At 36.2% G+C, this 17,134-nt stretch carries 15 protein-coding genes; 4 read left to right on the top strand and 11 right to left on the bottom strand.

The window, feature by feature from the left end; all coding sequences use genetic code 11:
• Positions 1–26: 26 nt before the first annotated feature.
• The 7 genes from B3C16_RS00075 to B3C16_RS00045 all read right to left on the bottom strand — a co-directional run bounded on the left by B3C16_RS00075 (position 27) and on the right by B3C16_RS00045 (position 7,406).
• Entirely contained in the window at positions 27–347 is a 321-nt protein-coding gene (locus B3C16_RS00075) for a DUF6787 family protein (protein ID WP_121313799.1), read from the bottom strand.
• Positions 348–374: 27 nt separating this feature from the next.
• Entirely contained in the window at positions 375–800 is a 426-nt protein-coding gene (locus tag B3C16_RS00070) for a DUF6146 family protein (RefSeq protein ID WP_121313798.1), read from the bottom strand.
• Positions 801–924: 124 nt separating this feature from the next.
• Positions 925–2,445 carry a DUF4394 domain-containing protein gene (locus tag B3C16_RS00065; protein ID WP_291127302.1) on the bottom strand — a complete coding sequence of 507 codons (1,521 nt, stop codon included), beginning with the start codon at positions 2,443–2,445 and terminating at the stop codon, positions 925–927.
• Positions 2,446–2,572: 127 nt separating this feature from the next.
• The gene (locus B3C16_RS00060; RefSeq protein ID WP_291127299.1) at positions 2,573–3,535 is read right to left on the bottom strand and encodes a D-2-hydroxyacid dehydrogenase; all 963 of its coding nucleotides are present in this window, start codon (positions 3,533–3,535) and stop codon (positions 2,573–2,575) included.
• 131 nt (positions 3,536–3,666) lie between these two features.
• Positions 3,667–4,764, bottom strand: coding sequence for a 3-phosphoserine/phosphohydroxythreonine transaminase (serC, locus tag B3C16_RS00055; RefSeq protein ID WP_291127296.1), 1,098 nt, complete (start codon positions 4,762–4,764; stop codon positions 3,667–3,669).
• Positions 4,765–4,906: 142 nt separating this feature from the next.
• On the bottom strand, positions 4,907–6,316 hold the full coding sequence (locus B3C16_RS00050) for a T9SS type A sorting domain-containing protein (RefSeq protein WP_291127293.1): 1,410 nt from the start codon (positions 6,314–6,316) through the stop codon (positions 4,907–4,909).
• A 31-nt stretch (positions 6,317–6,347) separates the two neighbouring features.
• Positions 6,348–7,406 (bottom strand): acyl-CoA reductase, encoded by a 1,059-nt coding sequence (locus tag B3C16_RS00045; RefSeq protein WP_291127290.1) that lies wholly within the window; start codon positions 7,404–7,406, stop codon positions 6,348–6,350.
• A 153-nt stretch (positions 7,407–7,559) separates the two neighbouring features.
• Here B3C16_RS00045 and B3C16_RS00040 point away from each other — a divergent pair, with 153 nt between their 5' ends.
• A complete protein-coding gene (locus tag B3C16_RS00040) occupies positions 7,560–7,910 on the top strand; it encodes a 4Fe-4S dicluster domain-containing protein (RefSeq protein ID WP_121313792.1) in 351 nt (116 codons plus the stop codon).
• 101 nt (positions 7,911–8,011) lie between these two features.
• On the opposite strand, the gene B3C16_RS00035 is transcribed toward B3C16_RS00040, so the two are convergent.
• Positions 8,012–8,548, bottom strand: a complete 537-nt coding sequence (locus B3C16_RS00035; RefSeq protein WP_291127286.1) for a hypothetical protein — start codon at positions 8,546–8,548, stop codon at positions 8,012–8,014.
• A gap of 281 nt (positions 8,549–8,829) precedes the next feature.
• Here B3C16_RS00035 and B3C16_RS00030 point away from each other — a divergent pair, with 281 nt between their 5' ends.
• Together B3C16_RS00030 and ychF are read left to right on the top strand one after the other, a co-directional pair.
• Complete coding sequence (locus B3C16_RS00030) at positions 8,830–9,996, top strand: hypothetical protein (RefSeq protein ID WP_291127283.1); 1,167 nt, start codon at positions 8,830–8,832, stop codon at positions 9,994–9,996.
• 83 nt (positions 9,997–10,079) lie between these two features.
• The gene (gene ychF / locus B3C16_RS00025; protein ID WP_291127279.1) at positions 10,080–11,174 is read left to right on the top strand and encodes a redox-regulated ATPase YchF; all 1,095 of its coding nucleotides are present in this window, start codon (positions 10,080–10,082) and stop codon (positions 11,172–11,174) included.
• A gap of 113 nt (positions 11,175–11,287) precedes the next feature.
• Here ychF and B3C16_RS00020 read toward each other — a convergent pair whose 3' ends face one another.
• Positions 11,288–11,644, bottom strand: coding sequence for a hypothetical protein (locus B3C16_RS00020; RefSeq protein ID WP_173968613.1), 357 nt, complete (start codon positions 11,642–11,644; stop codon positions 11,288–11,290).
• 397 nt (positions 11,645–12,041) lie between these two features.
• Between B3C16_RS00020 and B3C16_RS00015 the strand changes: the two genes are divergently transcribed.
• Positions 12,042–12,590, top strand: coding sequence for a CvpA family protein (locus B3C16_RS00015; RefSeq protein WP_173968611.1), 549 nt, complete (start codon positions 12,042–12,044; stop codon positions 12,588–12,590).
• A 460-nt stretch (positions 12,591–13,050) separates the two neighbouring features.
• Here the strand turns inward: B3C16_RS00015 and B3C16_RS00010 are convergent, their stop codons facing one another.
• On the bottom strand, positions 13,051–15,453 hold the full coding sequence (locus B3C16_RS00010) for a glycoside hydrolase family 95 protein (RefSeq protein ID WP_291127271.1): 2,403 nt from the start codon (positions 15,451–15,453) through the stop codon (positions 13,051–13,053).
• Positions 15,454–15,904: 451 nt separating this feature from the next.
• On the bottom strand, positions 15,905–17,134 hold a 1,230-nt coding region (locus tag B3C16_RS00005), incomplete at its 5' end, for a family 43 glycosylhydrolase (RefSeq protein ID WP_291127268.1).

Raw genomic sequence — 17,134 nt, 5'->3', positions numbered from 1 at the left:
TTTGGTGAAAAGTCCTGGGTATTAATTTACTCGGGATTTTTTTTATTGGGAAATAAAAAGCCCAATCCCATACTTTTCAACATCTTCTTTTCAAAGGCCCAAAAAAAAGTAAACTGCCCAAAAATAAACCCGAAACTAACCAACAAAACCTGATAAATGGGGAAGATGAGGATGAGGTATAACGGATAGTAAAGCCAATTGGAAACGTCTCCTTTTACAATACCGAATAATTCTAAAACAGGCTTGGAAAGTAAGGCTGAACTTGAACCCGTAACGGCAAATACCACAAGAATGACAAAGACTTGCCAATTTGATTTGATATTCCAGCGTTCTTTAAAACTTGCCATAAACTAATTTTCTACAAATATAACAGTTTATGGAAAAGGAACAATACCGCCCAATCGCTGATTGTAGGTGACTTGAAAATAAACAAAATAGTTAAAAATTAAATAATTCACTTCATAGCCATAACGGATAGATGGATCGTAGTCAATTCTCGTGTCGTATAAATTATTATAACGTTGTGGTTGTAAAGCTCTGGAGTTCCATTCGTTAACATATACTTGATTTTTATTTTCTAGATAACTCTCAGAATAATAACCTCTAGGTCTGGCTCTACTTGCAATCCAAGAACTAAAACCGGGATCAATGATGATGACTTCATATTCAAGTTCTTCATTGGCAATTTTAACCGTATCGGAAACTTTTGATGTTGTATCCGAGGCAACCACTGCGTTTTTGGAACTGTGGCACCCAACAATAATCAACAAAATAAGCAAAAGTGATACTAAAGTTTTCATCGCTCAAATTTTTAATAAATTTACGTAAAATCGCTTGAATTCAGTCTTTTCAATATGTTAAAAAACCTTGTCACAGCTTAGACTGCAACAAGGTTTCTTACTAACCCAAATATTAAACAATTAATTAAAAACCTAAACCTAGTGCCATCGCTGTAGCTTGTATGTTAAAATCTGCTCCTTTTGTGGCTGCTCCGGTTGTTAAATTGATTGCGTACACTGAAGTTACACCATTTACTTTTAAAAGTGCAAAAGCAGTATTGCTACTTCCTCCAATGTCAAATCCGTTTTCTGCTTCAACATTAAAACCTAAAGCGCCAACAGCAACTAATGTTCCGTTATTTGGCGGATTTTGAAGATATAACATATCAGTAGAAGCGTCAATAACAAATAAGGAAGTAGTGGTAGATCCTCCAAAACTGTTGGTGTAAGCCGCTGCATTTACAGAAGGAGTTCCCGGATTTAGACTGCCATCTGTAAAAACAACTGTTCCTAAATCTGGATGTAATCTAAGGTTTTGTCCTGTATTGCTAACCAATCTGATTCGGTCAACTGTAGGATTGAAATCAAATCCAAACGAAGTTCCCGAAAGCGAAGGCGCTAAGGTAGAACCAACTTGTGTCAACTGACCATTAGCGGTATTAACAGTCATAAGTCTACTCTGACTGGTAACAGCATATAGTGTTCCTGTAGCAGGTCTGAAATCTAATCCAATTACAGTTTCTCCACCGGAAAGTCCGGCAAATGCTACCGAATTCATTGTTGGATTCGTTGGGTTAAATCGGTAAAGCATATTGTCTGAACTGGCTGCAAAAGCAACTGGATTGGTTTTGAAAGCCAAACTGATAACCGGCAAACCAAAGGTTCCAACATCAACCGCTTTTCCTGTGGTTAAATCGATAGTGTATAATTTTGATACACTATTGTTGTTGGTCACAGCCAAAGCTTGTGAATTGTCTGCAAGGATATCAAAATCGCCTTGTCCTTCAAAATCAATAGTTAAATCGCCTACAAGCTGTAAACCTCCATCGTTTGGCGGACTTTGGATATACAATTTATCTTCTCCAAAGTCAACATCATACAAAGTCGTTGTACTGGCTCCAGCCATACTATTGGTATAAGCAACAGCACCAATTCTTGTATTGGCATTGCCGGCAATAGAAATGTCAGTAGCGGCAACTGTACCAAGTTCGGGATGTAAACGTAAATTTTGTCCTGATTCTGTGACCAATCTGATTCTGTCCACTGTTGGATTAAAATCTAATGAAGCATTAGCACCGGAAACAGCTGGTGTAAATGAAGCATTGCCTAAAGCCGTAGCTGCACCGGATTCTTCATTGATAAAATACAGTCTGCTTGACGAACCCAATGCATACAATTGTCCGGTTGCCGGTCTGTAGTCAATGCTTACGATTTGTTCACTACCAGCTAATCCTGTGATTGGCGTAGTGGAAATAGGAGAGGTTAAATTTCTGGCATTGTACTTAACAATAACATTGTTATTTGTCAATACAGTAAAATTAACATTTGGAGCTTCTACAGTTGTATTATTGTTGTCATCATCATCACTACAAGATACGGTAGTTACAGCCAAAGAAGTCATTAATAAAAATGCCGCGATTCTAAATTTGATTTTGTAATTTTTCATAATAAAAATGTTTTTTGTTTTCCTCATTTACGAGAACAAATTAATCTTGGTTTTTATTATGACATTTTTTTAAGGATATACAAAAAAGCCACACTTTTCAGTGTGGCTCAAAATATATTTTCACGTCTTAAACTTTCTCCGATTTCAACAAACTGATAATTTGTTCTGCTAATTCAGTCCCGATTCGGTCTTGTGCTTCTAAAGTCGCAGCACCAATATGTGGTGTCAACGAAATTTTCGTGTGCATCAGGATTTGAATTTCCGGAGTTGGTTCATTTTCAAAAACGTCTAATCCGGCAAACAATACTTTATCCGAATCCAAAGCATCTACCAAAGCTACTTCGTCAATTACACCACCTCGAGCACAATTTACAATACCTACGCCATCTTTCATCAATTCAAATTCGGCTTTGCCAATGACATAACCGTCTTGCGCCGGAACGTGAAGCGTAATAAAATCGGAATGTTTGATCACATCTTCTAAAGGTTCGGTTTCAAATTCTACATTGATAAACTGACCATTGTAAAAATCTACTTTTACTTCCGCTTTGTCAACATATTTATCGGCAGCAATGACTTTCATGCCTAAACCAAGCGCCATTTTGGCGACAGCCTGACCAATTCTTCCAAAACCAATAATCCCTAAAGTTTTGCCACGCAATTCAATTCCGTTAGCATACGCTTTTTTCAAACCGTCAAAGTTGGTATCACCTTCTAAAGGCATGTTTCTGTTCGAATCATGTAAAAATCTCACGCCCGTAAACAAATGCGCAAACACCAATTCGGCCACACTTTCCGAAGAAGAAGCCGGCGTGTTGATTACATGAACACCTTTGCTGCGAGCATAATCTACATCAATATTGTCCATACCAACACCGCCGCGACCAATGATTTTCAATCCCGGACAAGCATCAATAATATCCTTTCTAACTTTCGTAGCACTGCGCACCAAAACCACCGAAATGTTATTGGCGTTGACATAATTGGCTACTTGCTCTTGCGCTACTTTGGTTGTGATCACTTCAAAACCACCTTTTTCTAAAGCTTGAATGCCGCTTTTTGAAATTCCGTCGTTGGCTAATACTTTCATTGTTTATAATTTGTAATTTGTAATTTTTTAGGAGCTCGTGTCCCGCTTTTCGCAGTATCTTTTTTTTTGTCACCTCGAGCGCAGTCGAGAGGCTTTCCCTCAAAAAAAAAGGATACTTGCTGCAATCGGGGCTATTTTTCTGCTAATTGCGACTGATTGCTGTAAACCGTTTCCAATTCCTTCATCACATCAACTAAAACTTGAACGCTTTCTAACGGTAACGCATTGTACATAGAAGCGCGGTAGCCGCCAACAGAACGATGTCCCGGTAAACCTGAGATTCCGGCTGCTTTCCACATTTTGTCAAACGTTTCTTGATGTTCAGGATTGACCAAAAGGAAAGTCGCATTCATAAAACTTCTGTCCGCTGGATTTGCAGTTCCAATGAACAACGGATTTCTGTCGATTTCTGTGTAGAGTAAATTGGCTTTCGCTTCATTAATTTTTTCAATCGCTGCAATACCGCCTTGTTTTTTTAGCCATTGTAAAGTCAACAGACAAGTGTAAACCGCAAAAACGGCAGGCGTATTGTACATGCTTTCGGCTTTAATATGTTTCTCATAATCCAAAATACTCGGGATCGTTCTGCCTGATTTACCCAAGATTTCTTCTTTTACCACAACCAATGTTGCACCGGCTGCGCCCATATTTTTCTGAGCACCGGCATAAATTAGGTCAAACTGTGTGAAATCTAAAGTGCGTGAAAAAATATCCGAACTCATATCACAAACCACCGGAATATCGGTTTTTGGGAATGACTTCATTTGTGTCCCAAAAATGGTATTGTTACTCGTGCAATGGAAATAACTCGAATCGGCAGGAATGGTATAATCGGTTGGAATATGATTGTAATTGTCTTCTTTGGATGAACCAACGACAACCGTTTCCCCAAATAGTTTGGCTTCTTTAATCGCATTGTTCGCCCAAGTTCCGGTATCTAAATAAGCGGCTTTGCCGTCAATCTTCATTAAATTATATGGAACCATTAGAAATTCCAAACTCGCGCCACCTTGCAAAAACAAAGCTTGATAGCCTTTGCCTTCCAAACCTAAAAGTTCTAAAACCAAAGCCCTTACTTCGTCCATGACAACAACGAAATCTTTACTTCTGTGCGACATTTCCAACAAGGACAAGCCCGAGTTGTTGAAATTCAAAACTGCTTGAGCAGATTTTTCAAAAACTTCCTGTGGAAGAATACACGGTCCGGCGCTGTAATTGTGTTTTTTCATGATGGATTTTCAAAAAAATTATAGTGCAAATTACGGAAATAGGGCTAAAATATGCCGTTAGAATTCCGCAATAATAAGTCTATGTTATTAACGAAAACGTTTTAGTTTATAACAATTATTGACAATAATTTAAAATAGCAGTTTAAATCTTTACAATTCTTTTACAAGTGTAAGAACCGTTGGCCATAGTTACTTTTAAAAGATATACTCCATTTTGGAATTCTTTGAAAGAAATTGGACTTTGCAAATAATTAATTGTTTTCATCAGCTTTCCATCTAACTGATAAATACCTATAGTACTTATGTTTTCCGCTAAATTGCTAGTCAAATGAACTAGGTGGGAAGTTGGATTAGGGTATGCTTTTAAGTCATTCAATGTGTTTTCGTTAATTCCTAAAGTTACATCAAAAGTGTAAGCACGTCCACTAAAAGCCGAAGGCAATTGCTCTGTAGGAGCACCAATTACTACAATATCATCCGTAATAGCAATTTGAGTACCAAAAGCATCTTCTTGTTCAAATGGGCCTTCTCCATAAATTAGTTCTTGGAAAGTCCAGTTGTCATTTATTTTTCTATACACTGACACAGGAGTTTTGGAAGTATAGAGCAACGCATGGAAATTAAGACTAACAAACATAATATCATTTTTAACCTTAAAATTTGTGGCCATTTTTTCATTGTAATTTAATGGCGTGATTGTAGTGTTTAAACTCCAGTTGTTCGCAATATCGTCGTAGACATATATACTGGAAGCCATAGCGTTGAATGGTAAAATAAAAAGCTGATTGTTATCCAAATCAAAATCACTTATAGATTCGTTGATTGGATTGACTGGAGTAATTGAGGATGAAAAGTTCCAAGTGTTTGCATTGTAGTGATACGTATGCAAATAGGCTGTCCCAAAACTTGAAGCTGAAGCCACTACAAGTTTACTGTCAGAAACTCTCATTTTAATTCCAAATTGATAACTCCCACTAATTGTTATTTTTTGTGAATAAATCCAGCTGGCACCATCGAAATGATATACGTATACAGCACCACTATTGGTAGAAGTTGGTTGTCCGATAGGTTCATTATTAATTGCACTTACAAAAAGTTGGTTTCCAATAACTTTAACATCAGAACCAAAGTAATCATCCGCCACACCATCAAAGGCAGTTATCTTTTGAAAAAACGTCCAATCGCCATCCACTTTTCTATACATATAAACAGCTCCGGCATTCGATGCTACTTGATCATTTAATCTCGAGCTGGCTGCAATGAAGTCATTGTTTATGGATATATTATCACCAAAACTGTCATAAGGAGCGACGTCATAAGGAGTGAAGAAAGTCTCTTGGCTAATTATGTTGCCATTTTTTTCAAAGACAAAAACCCTTCTTTGAGAAATGTCTAATGGGTAGTTAGCAGAAACTACTATTTCATTACCAAAAGCATCAAGAGAACTTGTGAAGCTACTTGAAGGAATATCCGCTGTGAAAGGAGTTAAAACTATCTGAGCAAAAATTACTTGGACCAATAATAGCGAAAAGCAAAAGATAATTTTTTTCATAACCTACAAGTTTAGATAGTAAATGTAGGAATTAAATTGTCGATAAAAAAGTTAAAGTATCGATATTGTCAGCATAATCCCAAAGTTCCGGTTGTTGGGTTTTACCAAACGGAATCGAATTGGGAATCAGATTATTAGAAACAACACATTGAATTTGATCCGCATCGTTTTCCAATTGCTTTTTAATGTCTTCCAAGTTTTCATAGTATTCATAAAACACTGAGGAAATAGGCGAGGCGTAACTGGTATCTTCTTTTAAAGTTAAGAATTCATTGTCCAATAACTTAAAGTTACTCATTAAGAAAACGGCTTTGTTGTAGTCGTAATTGTTAGAATATTTTTCATAAAATATTACGTCTTTGTATTCATAAATAGCCTGAAAAAAAGGTTGGAAGTCGTATTCTTTTGGGACAAATAATTTGGACACATTTCTGCATCCTAAACCAAAGTAGCGGAAAATATCTTCTCCTAAATTCATTAAATCTTCTTGGGTTTCATTTCCGGTTAGAAGTGCGACTGAGTTTCTGTTTTTACGAATAATACTCGGCTTATCTTTGAAGTAAAATTCAAAATAACGAGCGGTGTTGTTACTTCCGGTAGCGATTACGGCATCAAAGTTTTCCAACTTGCCATCGGTAAATGTGATGTAATTTTCTATTTCAGCATTGACTGCGACAAGATATTTAGCTAAAAACTTGATTAAATGTTGGTCATTGGAAGAAGTTTTCACTAAAACTTTATGACCCGAAATTAATACGGAAAGAAAATCGTGAAATCCAACCAGCGGAATATTTCCGGCTAGAATTAATCCAACAGTTTTTGGCTGTACTTTCGAGAAATCGTATTTAGACAACCATTGTTTTAAATTGTCTTCTTGCAAAGCTTTAGCCCATGATTGAACTGAATGATAAACTTGTTCCGGGGTAAACCAACCATTGTGTGATTGCGACAACTGGATCAAATCTACAAAGCTATCGAAGAATAAATCGTTATGAAGAACCGCTTCATTTTTATGGTTTTGTTCCAAAGAGAATTGGCTTAAAAACTTCCCTAATTCAATAAAACATTTTTTTTTCTCGATTTGTAACATCAGTAGCTTGTTTATGAATGGTTTTGATTGTAATTTTGCGCAAAAATAAGGTTTTTTGGCTTTAAGCAATACGCTTTAAGCATTAAGCACTTAATAATACTTTAATTAATAAAAGCTTATAGCATTTTGCTTACAGCATAAAGCATATAAAATATGGCTATCATAATAACTGACGAATGTATCAACTGTGGTGCATGTGAACCGGAATGTCCTAATACTGCTATTTACGAAGGTGCTGATGATTGGCGTTATAAAGACGGAACCAAATTAAAAGGTAAAGTAATTTTGCCTGATGGAACCGAAGTTGACTCTGATGCAGCGCAAACTCCAATTTCTGACGATATCTATTATATAGTGCCTGGAAAATGTACCGAATGTAAAGGTTTCCACGAAGAACCACAATGTGCGGCAGTTTGTCCGGTGGATTGTTGCATTCCTGATGACAATCATGTGGAAAGTGAAGAAACGTTGCTCAACCGACAATCTTTTTTACACAACGAATAATAAAAAAAAACCTCAAGTTATTGAGGTTTTTTTATTCCGTGAAATCTCAAAAAAAAGCCCAAGCATTTAGCCCGGGCTTCCCTAACAAAACATGAATTATATTAAGGCTTCACAACAATATATTTTTCAAGAACTACTGTGTCTGTTTTTTCGTCGTAGGTTTCTACCACTAGGTTTCCTTCGGTATCGAAATAACCAACAGAGAGTTTGTCCTTGTTTTTAAAAATATAATTGTTATTGGAAGTTCTTCTTAAAATCGTTTTTTCATTGACATCAGGCAACGTCATTGTATAGCCACTATTGTCAATGGCAACCTGATATTTTTGTCCGTTGTAAGTGTAATACGCTGAACGGTCAACATCAACAAATTTAGTCACACCATCGACGGAAACTTGTGTTTTAGTAGTAACATCAACTTGGCTCGGTTTCGTTGGAATATTTAAGGTGTTGTTTTTTTCTTGTTCTAATTTAATTTTCTGTGTTTCTTTAGTTTCTTCAGTTTTTACAATTTTTTTCACACCATCAGAATCTTTTACAGTTGTGGTGGTGGTTTTAACTTCGGATTTTTTATTTGTGTTTTGCGCTTGGCTATTAATAGATAATAACAAAGCTAGCATACTTATTACTATAGCTTTCATAATCATTTGTTTTATTGGTTTGTACATTACAAATTTAATTCTTAACGAGTTCTTTTGTGTTACATAATTCTTTCTAAATGTTATAGGATAATCATAAAATCAGTGTTGAAAATTATAATCTGTTTTTTTATCAGATTAAAGTGGTTTATCGGATACAATGTGATTACGTCAAACTTTTTTAACAATCTCAATAAATTTATTTTTAATTATTTAACCATCACGATGGTGTATTATCAATTTAAAATGAAATTTTACTAAATTTGTTCAAACCTAGTCTAAGGATGAAGCAACTTTACCTGCTGTTTTTATTAGCTTTTAGTGTTTCAATATACGCTCAATCTGTTGAGAAGACATTGATATTGAAAGACGCTTTAACCAATCTTCCTATTGAGGACGTTACGGTTTACATTATAAAAACCAAACAGACTTTATTGAGTAATGCTGAAGGAAAGGTGGCTTTTGTTCTAAATGGTTCCTCAAATATTCAGGTTACGCATTCTTCTTATGCAAAAGTAACAGTGCGTTCATCGGCTTTACTGAAGACTGATAATACGATTTACTTGAAAAGCAATGTCAATGATTTGGATGAAATTATTGTCACCAAACAACATCCGCAAAAAATATTGAAAAGCATAGTCGCAAATTCAGTCAAAAAACTAACGGTTCCGGCGCGATTAAAAGTCTATTCCAGAGAGTTTTTCAAAATGGATGGCAATTATGCCTATTACAATGATGGTTTGATGAATTTCCAATTATTCGGCAAAGAAAAAAACTTTAAAAGCAATATTTTAGTAGAACAAAACAGGTCATATGGTTTGGTGTTTGACCAAATTAACTCTGATGTCTTAGGTTACAATCTCAACGACATCATGCAGAATTATTACAATTTCAAATATTTGAATCCAATATTGGATGCTGTCGCCAAAAAGAAATTTGACTTTATCATCAAAGGCTATTCTGCCAATCAAGATTACAATGTGATGTTAGTAACGCCATTGGATAATAATGACGATTTACGCGATGACTTTAGAATCATTTACGACTGGAAAAAGAAAATTATTATTGAAGTAAGCACCGTTATCTCTCCAACAACTATTGCAAATGTTAAAGAGAGAAAAGCGGTTGGTTCCAAGAATATTTACAAATCTTTATTTAAAACGATTTACAGATTAGATGGTGAAAATTATTATTTAATTAGTTCTAAAGAAGAGATTGGTTTTGAGCGAATTGACAAAAATAAAACTACTGATATTGAAGTCAGAAATTACTTTGTAACCACCAATTTCAGCAACCAAAATTACAGCTTCAAAGAAAGCGAAGTCTTTAAAGACAAAACACTTTACAACAAGAAAAATACCATTCTTTCCACTTATTGGGATATCTCCGGATTGACAGCCACCGAAGAAGAGCAAGCCATCATCAACCAATTACAAGACAGAGCAAATTAACTTCAAATTTTTGCTTTTTCTTCCACTTTGTTACTTGGTTTTATTACGCTATATTTGCACACTTTTTATAATAAAACATTGATATGAAAGCAGGAATTGTAGGATTGCCAAACGTAGGGAAATCAACTTTATTTAATTGTTTATCAAATGCCAAAGCACAAAGCGCGAATTTTCCGTTTTGTACTATTGAGCCAAACATAGGCGTTGTAAACGTTCCTGATCCAAGAATCAACAAATTAGAAGAATTGGTAAAACCGGAACGAGTTCAAATGGCTACCGTTGATATTGTTGACATCGCCGGATTGGTAAAAGGAGCAAGTAAAGGCGAAGGTTTGGGAAATCAATTTTTGGCCAACATCAGAGAATGTAACGCTATCATACACGTTTTGCGTTGTTTTGACAATGATAATATTATCCACGTTGATGGCAATGTGAATCCTATTCGCGACAAAGAAACCATCGATATCGAATTGCAGTTAAAAGACTTAGAAACTGTTGAAAAACGTTTGGAAAAAGTCAACCGCGCTGCCAAAACCGGAAACAAAGAAGCCCAAGTTGAAAAAGCGTTCTTAGACAGAATCCGCGAAGCTTTATTGCAAGCCAAATCAGCAAGAACAGTAATTCCTCAAAATGCCGACGAAGAAGCGTTGATGGAAGATTTCCAATTAATCACCACAAAACCGGTTCTTTATGTTTGTAATGTTGACGAAGAATCAGCGGCTACAGGCAATAAATATGTTGATTTAGTTCGTGAATTGGTAAAAGACGAAAACGCGGAAGTAATCGTTTTAGCCGTTGGAACAGAAGCTGATATCACCGAATTAGAGACGTATGAAGAACGTCAAATGTTCTTGGAAGATTTAGGTTTAAAGGAACCGGGTTCAGCGGTTTTAATTCGTGCTGCTTATAAATTATTGAAACAACAAACCTATTTCACTGCCGGCGTTAAAGAAGTTCGTGCTTGGACAATCAACATAGGCGATACGGCACCAAAAGCAGCCGGAGTAATTCACACCGATTTTGAAAAAGGGTTTATTCGTGCGGAAGTGATTTCGTATGACGATTATGTACTTTATGGTTCAGAAGCCAAGGCCAAAGAAGCCGGAAAATTCAAAGTAGAAGGCAAAGAATACATTGTAAAAGATGGTGATGTGATGCATTTCCGTTTTAACGTGTAAGTTTAGAATTCAGAAATCAGAATTTAGAATATATCCTAAAACTGTTGAAGAAATTCAGCAGTTTTTTTATTCCCAAATACCAAAAACTGCGACTGTGACTGAAAACTAAAAAACTATTCAATAAGTTCTCTTTCTAAAAAATAATTTACAATGGCTTCTTTCATTAAAACCGATTGTTCTCCGGCTTTTAGCGACGGTAATTCTTCTTTTACTTTGTAGTGTGGCCATCCTTCGGCATCAAAAAAATCGAATTCATAAAAACCGTATGGTTCTAATAATCGGCAAATGGCGATATGCATAAGGTTTAATTTTTCGTCTTTTTTGAATTCGCGGTGTACTTTTCCGAGTTCCTGAACTCCAATTAGGTAAATTATGGCATCTAAATCTAAGTCTTCGCCTTGCGAAAATTGATTAGATAGTATATCGACGAGCTTTTCCCATCGCTCTTTTAGTTGTGTATCTCTGGACATTTTTATTTGTGGATTTTAGATTTTAGATTTCAGATTGAAGAACGATTTAAAGATTATTTAAACTTAATTTCTACTATCACAGCTCTAAAATTATTATTGCAAAGATAGGAAGTTCAAATCCAAAGACCTAAAATTAAAGATTTCTCATACATTATTAAATAAATCACTCATTGATTAAGCGGTTTGAACGGATTATCACTTATTTTTTTCTCTACTATTAACCCTTCCTGATCTTTACTTAAAAGCCTTAGTCTAAATCTGCCAACTGATTTTACTCTGTGTCAACCTTCTAAAATCCGTATAATGCGTGGGCTAAAAAACCTTTGAACCTTTGCAACTCTGAATCTTTAAACCTAAAAAAAGACCTATATTTGCGCCTCAATAAAACACAGAAAATATGAGTTTTTTAGACATGCTTTTTGGAGCACTCTTGGCTTTTAGTTTATACAAAGGAATTAAAAACGGGCTTTTTGTAGAGATCGCTTCTTTTATTTCTTTATTGTTGGGAATTTATATTGCGATTAAATTCTCTTCGTTTATGAAGGAACTGATTATGAAACACGTTTCATGGAATCCGAACACGATACAGGTTACGGCTTTTATCCTGACTTTTATTCTGGTGGTTATTGGTGTTTATTTCCTGGCTAAAATCCTGACGGGAATTGCTGATTTTGCTTTTCTGGGATGGGCCAACAAACTAGGCGGAGGTTTTTTCAGAGTTTTAAAAACGATCCTGATTCTGAGTATTTTTATTGCGCTTTTTGAGAAAATAAACTTCAACGAAACGTTTGCCAAAAAAGAAACGCTCGATAAATCTATTTTTTATAATCCTGTAAAAAAAGTAGCTGCTTTTGTTTACCCTTCTATCGAAAAATGGTACGAAGAATTTAAAGATAATCATGCTAAAGATTCTGAAGCAAAACAGGAAACGATTAAAGAAGAATAAGTCCCAAAAGGGAGAAAATATTTTGTTTTGCGAGGATTTTATATGTCGCTCCGCTGGAGCTTTATATTGTAAATGTTTATGCTATAAATATTTCGCTTCTCCGAAGCTTTTCCTTAAAAACAAACCAAACAATTATTTGTAAAAAGTAAACCCGACAGGTTTTAAAAACCTGTCGGGTTTATTATTTATTATTTCAAAAGAAATTTAAGTCCCGGAGGGACGAAATATTTATAGAAATTTAGCGTATCGATGTTTAAGAGCACCAGAGGGGTGAAATATTTCGTTTCCCGAGGAATTTTATATGTCGCTCCGCTGGAGCTTTATATTATAAATAACTATGCTATAAATATTTCACTTCTACGAAGCTTTTCCTTAAAAACAAAACGATTATTTATAAAAAGCAAACCCGACAGGTTTTAAAAACCTGTCGGGTTTGACAAAGATTGCGTTTATAATTATTCTACCACTTTACTTCCAGATTCTCTTCTTTTTTCAAAACAATTTCTTGCTTTTTATCACCGTTTATTAAGGTTGTTTTCCCTCCTGTTTTCGAAGAAATTATCAATTTCTTTACAATCTTGTTTTCCCAATTCATTTCGATTTCAAATCCGCCACGGGCGCAAATTCCTTTTACGGATCCGGTTTCCCAGGCGTCTGGTAAGGCAGGAAGTAATCTGATTTCGTTTTCGTTTGACTGAACCAGCATTTCGGCAACGGCTGCGGCTCCTCCAAAATTTCCGTCGATTTGAAATGGCGGATGCGCATCGAATAAATTCGGATAGGTTCCTCCTCCTCTTCTTGGCTTATCGGTTTTCTTTCCGTCCGGATCTACATATCTTAGTAATTCGCGAAACATTTTATAAGCGCGGTTTCCGTCCCAAAGTCTTGCCCAAAGGTTGATTCTCCAGCCTTTTGACCAGCCTGTTGTTTCATCTCCTTTTATTTCTAAAGTCTTTTTTGATGCTGAGGCAAGATCTGGTGTTTTTTCGGGTGTGATATGATCTCCCGGAAAAAGTCCGAACAATTGCGATTGATGACGGTGTTTGGGATCTTTATCTTCCCAATCGAAATACCATTCTTGCAGATTTCCTTTTTTACCAATTTGATAGGGATGCAATTTTGCAAGTGCATTTTCTAATTTTGATCTAAAAGCAGCATCGGTATTTAGAACTTTAGATGCTTTTATCGTTTTGTCAAAACATTCTCTAATCATGGCCAAATCTGCCGTTCCGCCATACATTGTTGCTCCAACAAAACCATCGGGCGTTAGATATTGGTTTTCTGGCGAAGTAGATGGCGATGTTATCAGATTTCCGTTTTTATCGATGATCATCCATCCTAAAAGAAATTCGGCTGCGCCTTTCATTAAAGGATATCCTTCTGTTTTTAGATAGGTTTTGTCTTGTGTAAAAGTATAATGTTCCCAAATGTGCGTACTTAACCAGGCGCCGGCAAGTGGCCAACATGCCCACATTGGATCTTCTTTACCAAATTGCCCCACCGGATTGGTCATTGCCCAAATATCTGAATTGTGCGCCGCAGCCCAACCCTGATTTACGCCATAAAAAGTTTTTGCCGTTACTTTTCCGGTTACCGAAAGATTTTTGATGAAGCTTAAAAGCGGCAAATGCATTTCGGACAGATTGGTGTTTTCGGCCAGCCAGTAATTTTCTTCCAGGTTGATGTTCATGGTATAATTACTGCTCCATGGCGGGTTTAAATGCGGATTCCAGATTCCTTGTAAATTGGCAGGAACGCCTAAAGTTCTGGAACTGCTTATTAATAAATAACGTCCGTAATTGAAATATAGAATTTCTAAGTTTTTATCTTCTTTTCCGTCTGCGTAGCGTAATAAGCGTTCGTTTGTTGGCAAGTCGGGAGCGGTTGCTTTACCTAAATCTAATGTTACTCTGCTGTAATATTTTTGGTAATCGGCGATGTGGGCTTCTTTTAGTTTATCGAATGATTTTGCAAATGATTTGTTCAGGTTTTGCAATGCAATCGATACATCATCTACACCTTCTGTCGCGGGATTTTTGTCGAAACCGTTAAAACTTGTCGCAACAGATACATATACATAAGCTTCGGTTGCATCTTTTAAACTTAGTGCATCTCTGGAACTTGTAATTTTTCCGTCGGTTTTTTTAATTTGGATTAAAGTGGTAAATCTTGTTCCTCTTTCTTTTACTTGAAGGTATTTTGGTAAAACGGTATATCCTGCATTTTCATGAATGGGTGCCGAACCTGTCATTACCAATATATTGTTTCTTACTTCGACATTAGATTTTAGTAAGCTCTTTAGATTGATGTCAAAATTTAAACCTCCTTTTATACTACTTGTCAATTTAATCACCATGATTTGGTCTGGGGCAGAAACAAAATATTCACGGGTAAATTTTATTCCGTTCATTTCGTAACTGATTTTTGATACGGCATTCGAAATATCGAGTTCACGATAGTAATTAACGGCTTTTCCTTTTTCGGAATTATTAATTTCTAATGTTCCAAGCGGGGCAAATGATTCGGAGTTTTTTCCCTGAACTTTTTTATTGAGTTCTTCGGCTAGTTTGTAGTTTTCGTTTTTGAGTGCTTCGCGAATTGCGGGAATATTTTTGTAAGCTTCGGGACTCATATTGGCGTTTACGGGTTCGCCTGACCAGAGCGTGGCGTCGTTTAAATATATTTTATCTGAATTTGCTCCGCCAAAAACGGTTGCGCCGAGTTTTCCGTTTCCTAAAACTAAACTTTCTTCAAAAAATTCTGCGGGTTGATTGTACCATAAAACATGACTGGATTGTGCAGACATCTTGGTGCAGAAAGTGAATAATAAAATGAGAAGTGTGTTTTTGAGATTTGAATTCATTTTTTTGATGCGTTTTAATGTTACCCTTCAAATGTTCCTACGGAACATTATTACAGGTGTTTAATATCTTATCATCAACGGATTTCATCCGTTGCTACCAACCAATTGTTCCTGACGGAACAACTTTGGGATATTCATTTACGATGAATTGTTTCTGACGAAACATTTTTAACCTTATTTTATCTTAACCGGTTTTTCAACCTATTATGTATTCTAATTTTTTAATTGCTTTGACAAATATACCTAACCCGTTTTGGAGAACCTATTAGGATACGTAACCGCAATTTGTGCGCGTGAGGGATAGGAGCTGGCTACCGAAGTAGCGTGGATAGCCCGACCGTATTTGCGAAAGGCGCACATAAGCGATTTGTTAGATAGCGCCTTTTGCAAATACGGTCACGCCCTAATGATCACCGCTACTATTTTGATTCTAAATATAATTATTTAGATCTTAATTTGTCGCTTTATAAACAAAATTTCTAAACGTAACCTGACCTTCGCCAACTGCTGAAAGCCCTAAACGAAGACTCATGAAACCGCTTAATACATTGTGATTGAATGATGTTACTTCGGCAGAATTTTCAATTTTTAACCATGTTTTGCCATCGATGCTGTAAAACATATTTACAAGTTGTTCTTTCTTTTCGAGACGAAGGAATAAATGAGTTTTATTTACGCCTTTCAGGGTTGGAAATTGCCATGATCGCAATATTGCCAAAATATTCTCTTTGTCGGAAGCAATTCCTGTATACAATTTAGTATCGTAAAACAGAATCAATCCTGCGGTGGCGTTGCCTTCTATTTCTACTTCGACTTGTGCAGTGTAAGAGTGATCTGAAGGGGTACATAAAAGCGGAGAACTTTCGCCAATGCTTTTTCCATTTGCTTTTATCTGAATTCCGTTTTGGGTGAGTCTAAATCGTTCAGCGTCATAATGATCGAAAAATTGCCATTGTGGCTGAAGTTCAGTTCCTGAAAAAGTATCTGAAAGTGTGAAATTACTTTTTACAATTTTTCCTGCCGGTTTTTTTATGGGTTCTTCTGTTTTGATGTTTTCCGGACTTTTGAACCAGCCATCGTTTGTCCATTCTACAGGTTGTAAGAGCGTTTGACGCCCCATGTTATAATAGCCGTTTTCGTAACTGTGAAGAACCATCCACCATTTTCCGCTGACATCGTCGATTAATGTGGCGTGTCCTTTTGACCACCATTTTTCTGAACTATCGTTGGTTCTTAGAATTGGATTGTATGGCGAGTTTTCCCAAGGTCCTAAAGGTGATTTTGATCTTGCTGATATTACCATGTGACTCGTTGCCGGACCGGCTGTTCCGCCTTCGGCAACGGTTAGGTAATAATAATTTCCGTGTTTTAGCACTTTTGGTCCTTCCATACAAAAACATTCTATCGACCATTCTGAGGGAATTTTCCAACCGTCGTAAGCATGTTTGCCTGCTCCGGAAACTGAAAGTCCGTCTTTGGACAATGGCACATAATCGCCATTGCTAAAATATAAATAGCGATTTCCTTTTTCGTCTGTAAAATGTCCGGGATCGATATTGCCAATTTTTAAATCGATTGGATCGCTCCAGGGTCCGTTGATATTATCTGCTGAAACGACATAATTGGTTTCGTTTGCAGGGAAATAGATGTAAAATTTGTTGTTATATTTCACCAAATCTGG

This window comes from Flavobacterium sp. UBA7682 (genome assembly GCF_002482945.1).
Lineage (GTDB): Bacteria > Bacteroidota > Bacteroidia > Flavobacteriales > Flavobacteriaceae > Flavobacterium.
The sequence above is the reverse complement of the archived record's forward strand: the minus strand, read 5'-3'. Positions and strand labels throughout refer to the sequence as shown.